We start from the raw sequence: 12956 nt of genomic DNA on the forward strand, positions 1-12956 counted from the left end.
CCTGAAGTTGAAGGTCGCCGACGGGTCCGGCTTCCGTGGGACGTCGGTCGTGAGGTCTTCCGTTCCTGGGAGGGGCTTGGCCGGCAAAACCGGTGCGCGGGGCAAACGCTGTCGTCGACCGATAATCTAGAATAGAAACCAAGGAAACCGGGATGGCTCCCAGTCAAACGGAGCCGGGTTCCGGAGCCCGCTTGAAATGGAGGATGCATGCCGACTGCCCTGATAACAGGCCTCACTGGCCAGGACGGAAGCTACCTTGCCGAACTGCTGCTCGCCAAGGGCTATGAAGTCCATGGGATCATTCGCCGATCCTCGTCCTTTAATACGGGGCGCATCGATCACCTCTACGTCGACCCGCACCAGAACCCCCGGCTCCACCTCCATTACGGGGACCTGTGCGACGGAGGCGGGCTCAGAAAGATCCTGGACCTAGTTCAGCCCGACGAAGTGTACAACCTTGGCGCCCAGAGCCATGTGAAGGTCAGTTTCGACCAGCCCGAGTATACGGTCGACACCGTCGCCCTGGGGACCCTCCGCCTCCTGGAGGCAATCCGGTGCCACCAGGATTCCAACGGTCGCAAGGTCAAGATCTACCAGGCCGGCTCGAGCGAGATGTTCGGCAGCGCCAAACCCCGGCAGAGCGAAGACACGCCCTTCCAGCCACGGTCCCCCTATTCCTGTGCCAAGGCATACTCGCATTACCAGATGATCAACCACCGGGAAAGCTATGGGATGTTCTGCACCAACGGCATCCTGTTCAATCACGAAAGCCCCCGGCGGGGCGAAACCTTCGTGACCCGCAAGATCACGCGCGCGGCCACCCGCATCAAACTGGGGCTGCAGGACAAGCTGTTCCTGGGCAACCTGGAAGCGAAGCGCGACTGGGGATTCGCAGGCGACTATGTCGAGGCCATGTGGAAGATGCTCCAGCTCGACGAGCCCGGCGACTTCGTCATCGCCACCGGGACCTCCATTTCCATCCGCGACTTCCTCCTGCTGGTGTTCGAGCACCTCGAACTTGACTGGAGGCAATATGTGGAAATCGACCCCCGCTATTTCCGGCCGGCGGAGGTGGACCACCTCGAGGGCGATTCGACCCGGGCCCGGCAGGCCCTCGCCTGGGAACCCCGGACGGACGTAAAGACCCTCGCGGTCATGATGGTGGAATCCGACCTCAAGCTGGCACAGGCAGAACTCATCCTGAACCATGCCGGCCATGGATCAACCTCGCGCGGGAGTTTTTGAATGATCCACCCCGAAACCTTTCCTCTGACTGGCAAGCGCATCTGGGTTACCGGGAGCCACGGCTTCCTGGGCAGACACCTCATGGAGGAGCTGGCCGCCCGCGGAGCGACTCTGCTGGCTCCCACCGAGAAGGAACTGGACCTATTGGACCCTGGCGCCGCCCGGAAGTACCTCAAGGCCCACAAGCCCGACGGGGTGATCCATCTGGCCGCCCTGGTCGGCGGCATCGGGGCCAACCGCGAACATCCCGGCTCCTTCTTCTACGCGAACATGATGATGGGTCTGCATCTGATCGAGGCCTGCCGTCTGGAGCAGGTCGCCAAGACCCTCGTTCTCGGCACCGTCTGCGCCTATCCCAAGTTCTGCCCGACGCCATTCCGGGAGGACGACATCTGGAACGGCTACCCGGAGGAGACCAATGCCCCTTACGGTCTGGCCAAGAAGGCCCTGCTGGTGCAACTCCAGGCCTACCGCCAGGAATACGGAACCCGCGGGATCTACCTGATTCCCGTGAATCTCTACGGACCCGGAGACCACCTGGACCTGGCAAACAACCACGTCATCCCAGCCCTCATCCGAAAATTTCTGGAGGCCAAGGCCGCCCTTTCGCCGACCGTGGGCCTCTGGGGCACGGGATCCGCCAGCCGCGAGTTCCTGTACGTGAAGGATGCCGCCACGGCCATCTGTGAAGCCATGACCAGGTACGAGGACGCCGATCCCGTCAATCTCGGCACCGGGGAGGAGATCACCATCCGGGACCTGGCCCTTAAGATCAAGGGCGCAACAGGCTTTCAGGGCGAACTGGTCTTCGACCCGAGCTACCCCGATGGGCAACCCAAGCGCAAGCTGGATACATCGAGGGCCACCGAGCGCTTCGGCTGGCAGGCCAGGACGACCCTGGATGAAGGGTTGGCTGAGACCATCGCATGGATGAAAAAGGTTCTATGAAGATTTCCATAGTCACGGTGGTCTACAACAACCCCCAGGTACACGAGGCGCTGGACTCGATCCTCAACCAGAAGTTCGAAGGCGACCTGGAGAGCATCGTGGTGGATGGCGGCTCCCGGGCCGAGACCCTCGATGCCCTCAAGCCCTACCTTCCCAGGCTAGGCCACTTCGTCAGCGAACGGGACAAGGGCATCTACGATGCCATGAACAAGGGAATCGCCCTGGCTACGGGCGACATCGTGGGGACCCTCAACTCCGATGACCTCTATGCGGACGATCAGGTCCTCCAGAAGGTTCTGGAGGCCTTCCGGGATCCTTCGATCGACATCGTGTATGGCGATCTCGAGTACGTGTCCGCGTCGGACACCAGCCGGGTCATCCGTTACTGGCGATCCAAGCCGTACCGGCCTGGCCTGTTTGAAAAGGGATGGATGCCTCCGCACCCGACCTTCTTCGTGCGCCGGCAGGTCTTCGAACGATGCGGCAGCTTCAACCTGGACTACCGGATCGCTGCGGACTTCGAACTCATGCTGAGGTTCATGGCCCGCCATAACACACCTTCTGTCCACCTCCCCGAGGTGCTGGTCAAGTTCAGGATGGGAGGCGCCTCGAACCAGAGTCTCCGGAACATTCTGAAGGCGAACCTGGAATCCCACCGGGCATGCATGGAGAATGGCCTGAAAATCGCTCCCTGGTTCATCATCCAGAAGATAGGGTCGCGGATCCCCCAGTTCTTTCGCCGCAAGGGATCGTCCTGACGATTATTTGAAACCCAGGGCATTAAGCAAGGCAGTGGAATGGAAGACGATCAACTCCCCTGAGATGGAAGTGAACAGCAGCTGGATCACGAAAAAGCCGAATCCGAAGAAATAAAGCAGTTCTGCGCGTCGCTTCGACCACAGTCCAGCCAGGATCATGATCAGGTCCACCTGGATCTGGAAGACCCTGGAAAAGACTTCCACCTCGCCCATCGCCATTTTCATTATCAGGACCAGGACCACCAGGGTAATGAAATTCGCCACATCCTTTTTCGGCAGGATGACCTTGCAGATCATGGCAAGCACTGCCATTTCAAAGATGGTGAAAAGGGAATAGCCTCCGGGTGGCCCATTGCCGTCCAGGTAGCGCGAGTAGTCGTAGCCCAGGAATTGAAAGCCACTAAAAAACATGATATAAATATAGCCAATCCCAAGGAAAAGGCCGCCGGTCATCAGCTTGCGCATGGAAAAGGTGCCGCGAAGCCAGACAAGAGAGGGCAGAATCGTTAAAGTGGAAAAATGGAGCAGAAGACCTGGCATGGCCTCTTTCCAGGACAAGCCTTTCCGGGTCGTGGAACGGATCACCAGAGCGGTAACCCAGAGCTCGGCGAAGAAGAACCGCTGTGCAAAAAACCCGATATAGAAAGCCTTGGTAAGGATGCAGGCGTACAACATCATTCCGCTCGCACCGGACCTTTCCCGTTTGTCCGCACTCCAGACGAGGAGGAACGGGGGCAGGGTCAGGATCACGAATTGCAATGGGAAACGCAGGCTCTCGCCAATGAACATGTTCAGCAGGTAGGCCAGCGCTGTGAAGCCAGGTTCGAAGAAGAACGGAAACGGCTGGTTCAGGAAGCCGATGTAATTTTCATGATCAAAGGCCGTGAACGGCCCACCGAAAAACATGCAGAGGTAGAGGTAGCCGTAGATCACCAGGACGTAGATGGTCCAGATGCGGCGGCTGGACCCATCCCAGGAGCGGACGGCACCCAACCCCGCCGTCTGCGGAGGGCGAGGACCCTCCGGGGCCGCCCCGGCCAAGGCGTCGCTATTCATTTCCCTGGCACTTCCGGCAGAACGGCATGAATTCCCTTAATGCTCTCGATCAGCACCGGGAACCGCTTGAGGTTCCGGGCCTGCCAATCAAGCCCGAACTCTGGGTCCATCAACAACTTGTATGCCAGCTCGGCGCCTTCCTCCAAGTCCAGGGTCTCCATGCACTGGATGGCCCCGCAGCCGGACCTGTAACCCTCCTGGTAGCAAGGGCCACAGGCCAAGCGGTGCCGGAGGTCCGCCCCCCGCCGTGTATAGGGCCCTGATTCGAAGGGTTCCGTCACGCCAGCCACCACAAGCATTGGCAGGCCGGCCACCGCCATGATGTGACCTTGACCCGTCGTTCCGCTGATCCCGAGATCGCAGGTCTGGAGCTCACGGAACAGGTCTTCGAGGGGCAGTCCGATGACCTTCTCGACATGCTCGGGATGGTCCATTTCCGCCATGAAGGCCTCGATGAGGGGCAGGTCCGAGGGAATCCCGATTAGCACTGTGTGGACCGGAATGCGCTTCTCAATTGCGTTGATCAACTTGGCAAAGGTCCCCGCGGTGGGGACCTTGTGCCTTTCCAGCCCCCCGCAGCTGATACCCAGCGCGACCCGGAACCTCCGGGGGAGTGCGTGGTCGACGGGCGGGACCGGTTCGGGCCGGGGAAGGGATAGCTCCCCCGGATCGACGGGTGCCGCATCCACCCTCGGATCCTGTTCCGCGAGGAACTGGACGAAGAAATTCACCTGGTGGCCGGGGAACGTCTCGAGCGAGGCCCTTGATCTGACCAGCCCCAGCAGGTTCCGGCCCAGGAAGCCCCTGGGCACGACCACTTTCTTGCCCATCAGCAGGAAGAACAGAAGGTGCATGGGCTTGCGAGACAGCATCGGCGCGTAGATGACCTTGGCCCGGGAGAACAGGAGCTTCAGGAAGAGGCGGACGTGCGGGAACGGTTTACCGTCGTACCGCTCGATGGTCCGGATCTTCTCCCCCACGAACTTCGTCAGGAGAGGCCGGTGCAGCTTCGAACTGATGACCACGGTCAGAGCATTCGCCCCCTCGACCGCGGCCAGCCTTCGAAGCGCTGGAATCGCCATCAGGGTGTCCCCGATACCATTGGGCAGAAAGAAAGCGATCATGACTCACGAAAAGGGGCAAGGGCCCGTCGAAAGAGGGGATAGTGACAAGATTTAAAGGACCGCTCGGACGCGAAGGGCCGGTCTGGCTAGAGCGCGGATCCTTCGCTACATACGGGATAATGCTAACATCAGTTCCGTTCGCCATCGGTCAATACGGTCCAATGGGCCGCGCGATGCGGCGTCCGGCGGATCGGGCTTTGCGGTACCAGGCCCTCCCAGCTGGGAGGGAACCGGATAGGACCTGGTGCTGCAATATCCAGCCAAATCAGCACTATAATTGAACAATCAGAAACCAACGTTCCACTTGGTCCAGCCACCTGCGGGAGAAGGGATATATTGATGTTGTCCATAATCAAGGTCATCCTTGGGACTCTTCACCAGCGGTTCCTGGATGCCGCCCAGGCCGGGAAGCTGCTTCTCCTGATCAGGAAAGGTCACGTGGTATGGGGCCGTCATTCCTATGGAACACCTGTGGTCCACACCTGGCCGAACGGATCCCAGCTACGAGTGGGGAATTATTCCTCCATTGCGGACGAGGTCCATGTTCTTCTGGGCGGCAACCACCCCACCACCTGGGTTTCCACCTATCCATTGCGCATCAGACTGGGCCTGCCCGGTGCCTGGGAGGATGGCATGCCGTCCTCCAAGGGGGATGTGGTCATTGGCTCCGACGTCTGGATAGGTCATGGCGTGACGCTCCTTTCGGGAGTCACGGTCGGCAACGGCGCGATTGTCACGGCCAGGAGTCTGATCACCCGAGATGTTCCTCCCTATGCGATCGTCGGCGGCGCACCCGGCCGGATCCTGAAGATGCGCTTCCCGGACGAGGTCATCGCCAGGTTGGAGGACCTCCGCTGGTGGGACTGGCCGGAAGAGCGGATCCGTGAAGCGGTCCCCCTCCTCTCGAGCGAGGATGTGGCCGCCTTCCTGGACGCCAACGCCCCCGTCGCCAAGTCAAGGGAGAACGAGTGAAGGTCGGCATTGTCGTTCTGAACTACAAGAACTACCCGATGACCATCAGGTGCCTCGACTCCCTGAAGGCCCTGGCCCACGCGAACTGGGAGGCCGTGGTAGTGGACAATGCGTCCGGAGACGGGAGCGTTGAGTTCATCCGGGCCGCCCACCCTTGGGTCACGGTCCTCGAATCGGGGGGGAACCTCGGCTTCGCCAAAGGGAACGAGGTTGGCTACCTCCATTTCAAGGCACGGAAGGTCACCTACCTGTGGGTTCTGAACAACGATGCCGAGGTGGATCCCCAGGCCCTGGACCTGATGCTGGAACGCATCACCTCCGACCCCCAGATCGGGGCCGTTGGCTGCAAAATCCTGGACGGGGACCAGCCCGGACGGGTGCTTACGTATGGGGGAGGCCGGTTTTCCCATTTCGTTGGCCGTTCCTGGCACGTCACGCATCCCTGCGCGGCGGAATCCCTGGATTTCCTTACGGGCGCATCGCTCCTCATCCCCATGGCAGTGATCGAAGAAATCGGTTTCATCGACGATGGCTATTTCCTTTATTTCGAGGATGCGGACTTTTGCGCGGAATTGAAGCGGCGGAACTTCCGTCTGGCGGTAGCGCGGGAGGCCGTGGTCTATCACCATGAGAGCGCGACCATCGGCAGACGGTCCCTCCGGCAGCACTACTACCTCAACCGGTCCTTCGCCCGGTTTTGCTACAGGCGCGCCCCCTTCCCGCTCCTGCCGCTTGTGGTGGGGACCTCCCTCCGGGTCGTCAAGCGGGCCCTGGTCGGCGATTGGGCCGAGATCCGGGTGATCCTGAGGGGCATCCGGGATGGATGGCGGCTCCGGAAGGAGAAGCTGGCGGAATGGACCCCCTAGAGGAGGATCCGTCCTCGATCTCGAATAGTTCTTTACACGTTCCACCGGAAGTCAATACTTCCCGTACAAGGAAGGAACCCATGGGTTTGACGCGGAAGACGTTCTCGTCTTGTACGATCACATTTGAAGTCTTACTGGCATTGGCGGGACTCTATTCCATCTCCTGCACCCACGAAGGCGGCTCCCGACCGGCCATGCCCATCCGCCTGGTTCCGGAGATCTCAGAATCGGTGGCTTCCTATGCCCTTGTGGAGGCATCGTTGGGCATGCCCATGGCGATCTCCCTTCCCGACCTCCACCTCCCGGAGGGGTATACGGATGCCGAAATTCTTGGGCACGGCAGCACCATCCAGTTGAACGATCTCGCGGGCCAGGAGGCTTTCACCATCAGGATCTGGGGCGAGTCCGGAGCGGAGCGTCTCCTGTCCGTCTCCACGCACCCGCCCGATTTCCCGGGTTTCACCAGGTCCACTTCGGGGCCGGTAGCCCCGGGCCAAATTTATACGACGACCTTCGATTCGAGTGTCAGAGTCAACCCGCCTGGATATAATCTCATTCTCTCTGAGACAGGCGATCCGGTATATTTTCATCGTTTAATTGGCTATCCTTTCAATTTCCAAAAATTCAGTTATGCCAATGGCGTCCAGCGGTATGCCTTCGCCCAGACCATCACGGATGACCTTGTCCTCCTCGATGCAAATTTCAGGGAGTTGCGCAGGCATAAGGGGCTGCAGAATACTTGGCACGGAACCGTTCCCGCCGATGTTCATGATTTCATATTCTATGCCGACGACCACTATGTTTTGGCGTCGACGAGCGAGCGAATAATGGACTTGACCGCATTCGGGGGGAAGAGCGACAGCCATGTCAAAGGCACCATCATCCAGGAGATCCAGGATGGACAAGTGCTCTGGGAGTGGGATTCTACTGATTATCCGCAATTCTTTAGCACCAGCACGGATTCAAATGACTATACCAATACAAACCCCGCCTCCAAGCCTGCGGCCGACTATATGCATTTCAATTCGATGGCCCTTGACCCTAAAGACAACGGCTACATCCTCTCCTTCCGTCATCAGGACGCGATAATCAAGATTCTCCCCTTCGCGCCCAGGGACTCCCATTCCCTGATCCAGATCAAATGGGTGCTTGGCGGTGGCGGGAACATGTTCACGAAATCCTCCCCTTGGAATTTTTTCCACCAGCACATGGCGCGGATCGTTTCCCGATCGGGCCAATCCCTCGCCCTTTCCCTCTTCGACAACAACAATGGACATTATGATTTGAGCCACAGCAGCGGCAAGGTTCTTAGTCTTGACGAGGACCGGATGACGGCTGACCTGATCGACCAGTACCCCGGCAGCGCGAACACGGTCGCCATGGGTTCCTTCCAGTATTTCGGCCCCGGGGAATGTTTCTTCGGCTGGGGCACGACTCCCAGGATTACTGAAATCTCCGGCGGCCAGACCACCTTCTCCCTGGAGTTCGCCAAGGGAATCGCGTGCTATCGAGCCTTTAAGATTCGGTAGGGCCTCAGGGCCCCCGGTATCCTGAACCATTCAGGCCTTTGGAGGGCCATCCGGAACCACCCGGGTAACCGCCCCGGTCGCAAGGGAACGCTTGAGCGCCTCGCCTTGGCGCCACAGTTTGAGCAATCGCACTAACCCGCAGACCCGGAAGTAGACCCGGGCGAGGGGCGGCCAGAGGCACATGACCGGTTTCAGGTAGAGGGTATAGGACCATTCGCCTGCGAATTCATCTTCCAGGATCTTCTTGCAGTCGGCTTCCGCCTTGAAGTCGCTCCCCGTACCGGTCCGGATTTCCACCAGGAAATTCTGGTAGAAAAAGAGATGCATATTGGTCCTCACCCAGTGCGTCAACACTGGGTAGTCGACGAAATACCGATTCCAGATCCTCCAGAAATGGGTGACGAAGACGGTGGAGAAACCGTATCCACCCGTGTTCCCTACCTCGGCTCCGATGATCATCTTGCCAATGACGCCGAACCGGTCTGCCCTCAAGATCTGGGGGAAGACCCACCCCAACTGCTGTATGCGTGAACCACGGCACTCCTCGAAGCCCTGGCGGGCAGTCCGGAGGGCCTCCTTGGGGAAGATCATGCAGGAGATGAAGGTGAGGTGGTGGTTCACATATTTGACGAAGGCCTCCCGGTCGAGAAGGAAGGTTGAGCCATGGCTTACGAATTGCTCATGCCTCGGGCGGCATTCTAGGAATACCGCACCCAGGGGTGAGGAGGATGACAGGAGGTCGAGGATCCTGGCGAGCCCCCCGGGCATGATCCAGTCGTCGTCTCCCAGGAGCATCCAGTAGTGGGTATCGCCCATGGTCTCCAGGATCTTCATGAAATTGCCGTCCGCGCCCAGGTTCTCGGCATGCCGCATGTAAACCACCTCGATTCCACGCTGGCAGTACTCCGCCACCACGCCCTCCGTCCCGTCGGGTGACGCGTTGTCACCGACGAGGATTCGGACCAGGGGCGCCATTGCCGGCGTCACCTGATCGAAAATGTGGTCCAAACATCTTTTGAGGAAACCTGCTCGGTTGTAGGTCGGGATTCCGATGGTGAGCAAGGGGACCTGGGGCACCTGGGCAGGGGGCTCCTGGAATTTTATTGAATCACTCATCGAATCCTCTTCCACTCAGGCCCCAGGGGGGCACATGCAATGTTGAACTCACTTTCATCAAGGCAAGATCCCGGCAAGGCCTAGGCCTGGTTCAGGCGGCGCCAACGGTGGAACACCCAGCCACCCCCGGTTAACCCGACCAGGATGGTCATGGCGCAGTACCACCAGGCCAGAACGAAGGGTTCCTGATGCCGGAGCAGCGTGCAGCCGATGGCAATGGAAGCCGCCATAAGCAGGGAGGGGATGAGGAACGGTTCCACCCGGAAGGACCGCAGGTAGGTGGCCATGGCGTTGGTCCACTGGTTCAGGCAAATGGCAATGCACAAAGGCAAAAGCACCGATCCGGAAGGGACCCGGGTTCCATAACCCACGCGGCCAGCGAAATGGAAGATCAGAACGAGGCAACCGCAGCCGAGAATGGCCAGCGTGGTAGTCACGGTCCCGACCTTGCGGAAGTCCGAGTCCAGGAACGTCCAATCGCGCCGGGCCGCGCCTTGGGCCCAAGGGGCCTGCCGGACCTGGAGCCACGCACCCGCGATCGCCCCGACCCCCGTCGTCGCCTGGACAGCCATGCCGAACCGGCCGGCCGCCACCGCGCCGTTGAACGCGAACACTGTTGGGGTGAGGAGCTGGAAGATGGCGTAGCCGGCCATCCAGCTAACGGCAATCCGCCACTGGAAGGGCAGCAGGTCCTTGGCCCAATCGATCCGCGCCCCCACGGGGCTGTGAAGGGCGTTAACCATGCGGGGGCCACACTTGAGGTAGAGCAGGCTGGCGTTGACCACCACCCCGGAGCCGACCATGACCGAGGCGGACCAGAGCCCCGCCCCCAGCTTCAGGGCCAGGGAGAACGAGACGATGGCAACCGTGGACTGGAACAGACGCGTCAGCGCCAATTCCCGCACGGCCCCCATGCCCTCGGCCATGGCGTTCATCCCCACCATGAACACGGATGCGGCGGTGGCAAGGCCCAGACCGATCCACGGCCCCAGCCAGACCACGCCGGTGTCCGCAGGGTGGGTGCGGCTGAAGAAGACCACGCCGAAGGGGACGATGATGAAGACCACCGCGAGCCCCGCGATCCCATACCACTTCATGGCTAGGCGCATCAGCGACCCCAGACGCTGGATGTGGAAATCCTCCCCGCGCCAGAATTCGCCACTCCAGGCTAGTAGGGCCACTTCGTGCCCGGCCGTCGTCAGGATCACGGTGGACATGCCCATTTCCATCAGGATCTGGAGCGCAATGAGGCTCTGGAAGGCGTAATGGAACCCCTGCTGTGCCGGACTGAGATTGGCAACCACCATGGCCATGGCGACCAGCCACCCCCCCGCGGCCACAAACCGGGCAGACATGGCCAGCAAGGCCGTACCGTGGCCCGCCGTCAGCCTTCCCACTCGCTGTATCGTCATCCGGAAGCTCCCCAATGGCAGTATGAAGGCGCCCCCATACCCTTTTCGTCCAAACGTATCATGTGGCCTGATTCGAAGGATTTAAAAAGGAATTCACAGTCCGCGTGAAGCCATCCACCAGGCCTGTCGTGGGGTTCCAGCCTAGTGCCCGCAGTTTCCTGATATCCGGAGAGTTGCGGACGATCGGACTTTCGAGATAGCCATGGGAGTGCGGTTGGACCGATACAACAACTCGCTTTTGGGGTTCAGGGAAAACCCGGACCAAGAGGGCCGCGAGGTCCCGAATGCTGATCTCAGTGTCGGGGTTGCCCACATTGTATGCGGCCCCGGTCGATCCTTTCAGGAGTACCGTGAAGAAGCCCACCGTGGCATCCGCCAAGTAGCAGAACGGACGAACGGCCAAACCTTCACTCTTCAGCACAAGGTCCTGACCCAGGACGATGTTGGAGACGAAATCCGCGAAGACCCGCCCATCGTCCAAGGCCATACCCGGCCCATAGGTATGGAATGGCCTTGCGATCCGGGCGGGGATGCCGAACTGGTGGGCATAGGCCACACAAAGGGCTTCGCCGGCCCGTTTGCCTTCTCCATAGCAGGCCCGAACGTTCGTGGGGTCCAGATACCCGTAGGCATCCTCGAGGATGGGGATCCTGGCGGGGTCCACCTGACCATAAACTTCCCCGGAACTGAAGTAGAGGAAGCCTTCGGTTCTGTCCTCCCTGGCACGCAGCAGCGCGCGGCGGGTTCCCAGGAGGTTCGCCTCCAGGGTGCCCACCGGGTCACTGCCAAAGAACTTCGGACTGGCTTGGCTGGCGGCATGGATGATGAAATCCATGCGTCCTTCCAAATTCCAGGGTTCGATGACGTCCTGGCACACCAAGTCCAGGTCGCTCCGTCCGGCGTGATGCCGGAAACGCTCCTGGGCTTTCTTCAGGTTGCGAACCAGGCCCACCACACGGACCTTCGCCAGGGTGCGGGTCTCATTAAGCCGCAGAAGCGTTTCCACCAGGTAGGCAGGCAGGAAGCCTCCAGCCCCCGTGACAAGGACCGTCTTGCCTGCGAACTGCTCCCAGGGCAGGGAGTTAGCCAGGATCCGGTCCAGGTCCCCCTCCAGGATGGGGTGGCGTGAACCCCGGTTCGGATCAGCGCAAGGCGTCATGGGCGTCGGTAAGGGTGCTCTTGAATGCGTTGAGGAGGATCTCGGTCTCCACCCGGTAGGCAAGGTATTTCACGCCCAGTTTCTTCCAATGGGCCAGCCCTTCCGGGGTATCGGTGAAGACACCGACCTCGACGCCCTTGTTGCCACAAAGGGTGATGACCTCCTCCACCGCCTTGACCACCTCGGGGTGCCAAATCTGGCCGATCAGGCCGAGCGACTGGCTGAGGTCATAGGGACCCACGAAGATCACATCGATTCCCGGCACCTCGATGATCTCGGTCAGGTGGTCGAGCCCCTCCTTCCCTTCGATCTGGAGGACGAGCAACCGGTTTCGATTGGCCTCGGCGATGTAGTCCTCCTTGGGGATATTGGAGAACTCGGCGGCCCTCACGAACCGGCACATACCCCGCTCGCCGCCCGGTGCGAACATGCCGTAGGCCACGGCCCGTTCCGCATCTTCCCGACACTTGACATGCGGAACCTGAATGCCGCCGACGCCCAGATCCAACAGCCACTTGAAATAGGATTCCTGAAGGGCTGGGATTCGGGCGAGGAGCCTTAACCCTCGCCGCTCGGCGGCCAGGATCAGGGGATAAACGTCCGCGGGAGCGGTAGGGCCGTGTTCCAGATCCAGGATTGCGAAATCGAAACCGGCCATACCCAGCATTTCCACCAACTCGGGGCGCGGGATGCGCAGGAAGGGGCCAATTCGGTGCGGTTTGGCGGCCAGCCAGGTCTTTGCTTCTTCCATGGTCACTCCAGGAATCATGA

At 60.4% G+C, this 12956-nt stretch carries 12 protein-coding genes; 6 read left to right on the plus strand and 6 right to left on the minus strand.

Going from position 1 to position 12956, the window contains the following annotated elements; all coding sequences use genetic code 11:
- The first annotated feature begins 207 nt into the window (after positions 1 to 207).
- The 3 genes from gmd to RAH40_RS13200 are packed head-to-tail and all read left to right on the plus strand — an operon-like array spanning position 208 to position 2951.
- Complete coding sequence (gene gmd, locus RAH40_RS13190; protein WP_306598016.1) at positions 208 to 1245, plus strand: GDP-mannose 4,6-dehydratase; 1038 nt, start codon at positions 208 to 210, stop codon at positions 1243 to 1245.
- The gene (locus tag RAH40_RS13195; protein WP_306598017.1) at positions 1246 to 2193 is read left to right on the plus strand and encodes a GDP-L-fucose synthase; all 948 of its coding nucleotides are present in this window, start codon (positions 1246 to 1248) and stop codon (positions 2191 to 2193) included.
- Positions 2172 to 2951, plus strand: coding sequence for a glycosyltransferase family 2 protein (locus tag RAH40_RS13200; protein ID WP_306598018.1), 780 nt, complete (start codon positions 2172 to 2174; stop codon positions 2949 to 2951). The genes RAH40_RS13195 and RAH40_RS13200 overlap by 22 nt, the downstream gene beginning before the upstream one ends.
- A gap of 3 nt (positions 2952 to 2954) precedes the next feature.
- Here RAH40_RS13200 and RAH40_RS13205 read toward each other — a convergent pair whose 3' ends face one another.
- Both RAH40_RS13205 and RAH40_RS13210 read right to left on the minus strand, forming a co-directional pair.
- On the minus strand, positions 2955 to 4007 hold the full coding sequence (locus RAH40_RS13205) for a hypothetical protein (RefSeq protein ID WP_306598019.1): 1053 nt from the start codon (positions 4005 to 4007) through the stop codon (positions 2955 to 2957).
- The gene (locus RAH40_RS13210) at positions 4004 to 5131 is read right to left on the minus strand and encodes a glycosyltransferase family 9 protein (RefSeq protein WP_306598020.1); all 1128 of its coding nucleotides are present in this window, start codon (positions 5129 to 5131) and stop codon (positions 4004 to 4006) included. The genes RAH40_RS13205 and RAH40_RS13210 overlap by 4 nt, the downstream gene beginning before the upstream one ends.
- 339 nt (positions 5132 to 5470) lie before the next feature.
- Here RAH40_RS13210 and RAH40_RS13215 point away from each other — a divergent pair, with 339 nt between their 5' ends.
- The 3 genes from RAH40_RS13215 to RAH40_RS13225 all read left to right on the plus strand — a co-directional run bounded on the left by RAH40_RS13215 (position 5471) and on the right by RAH40_RS13225 (position 8498).
- Positions 5471 to 6103: a CatB-related O-acetyltransferase gene (locus RAH40_RS13215; RefSeq protein WP_306598021.1), complete on the plus strand. Its 633-nt coding sequence runs from the start codon at positions 5471 to 5473 to the stop codon at positions 6101 to 6103.
- Positions 6100 to 6969 carry a glycosyltransferase family 2 protein gene (locus RAH40_RS13220; protein ID WP_306598022.1) on the plus strand — a complete coding sequence of 290 codons (870 nt, stop codon included), beginning with the start codon at positions 6100 to 6102 and terminating at the stop codon, positions 6967 to 6969. The genes RAH40_RS13215 and RAH40_RS13220 overlap by 4 nt, the downstream gene beginning before the upstream one ends.
- Before the next feature lie 80 nt (positions 6970 to 7049).
- Positions 7050 to 8498 carry an arylsulfotransferase family protein gene (locus RAH40_RS13225; protein WP_306598023.1) on the plus strand — a complete coding sequence of 483 codons (1449 nt, stop codon included), beginning with the start codon at positions 7050 to 7052 and terminating at the stop codon, positions 8496 to 8498.
- 30 nt (positions 8499 to 8528) lie between these two features.
- Here the strand turns inward: RAH40_RS13225 and RAH40_RS13230 are convergent, their stop codons facing one another.
- From RAH40_RS13230 to RAH40_RS13245, 4 genes are all read right to left on the minus strand, one after another.
- Positions 8529 to 9614: a glycosyltransferase family 2 protein gene (locus RAH40_RS13230; protein ID WP_306602298.1), complete on the minus strand. Its 1086-nt coding sequence runs from the start codon at positions 9612 to 9614 to the stop codon at positions 8529 to 8531.
- A gap of 80 nt (positions 9615 to 9694) precedes the next feature.
- On the minus strand, positions 9695 to 11026 hold the full coding sequence (locus RAH40_RS13235) for a hypothetical protein (RefSeq protein ID WP_306598024.1): 1332 nt from the start codon (positions 11024 to 11026) through the stop codon (positions 9695 to 9697).
- 58 nt (positions 11027 to 11084) lie between these two features.
- On the minus strand, positions 11085 to 12185 hold the full coding sequence (locus RAH40_RS13240; RefSeq protein ID WP_306598025.1) for an NAD-dependent epimerase/dehydratase family protein: 1101 nt from the start codon (positions 12183 to 12185) through the stop codon (positions 11085 to 11087).
- Positions 12169 to 12936: an HpcH/HpaI aldolase/citrate lyase family protein gene (locus RAH40_RS13245; protein WP_306598026.1), complete on the minus strand. Its 768-nt coding sequence runs from the start codon at positions 12934 to 12936 to the stop codon at positions 12169 to 12171. Before RAH40_RS13245 ends, RAH40_RS13240 begins: the two co-directional genes overlap by 17 nt.
- Positions 12937 to 12956: the final 20 nt, after the last annotated feature.

It is taken from the genome of Geothrix sp. 21YS21S-2, assembly GCF_030846775.1.
Lineage (GTDB): Bacteria > Acidobacteriota > Holophagae > Holophagales > Holophagaceae > Mesoterricola.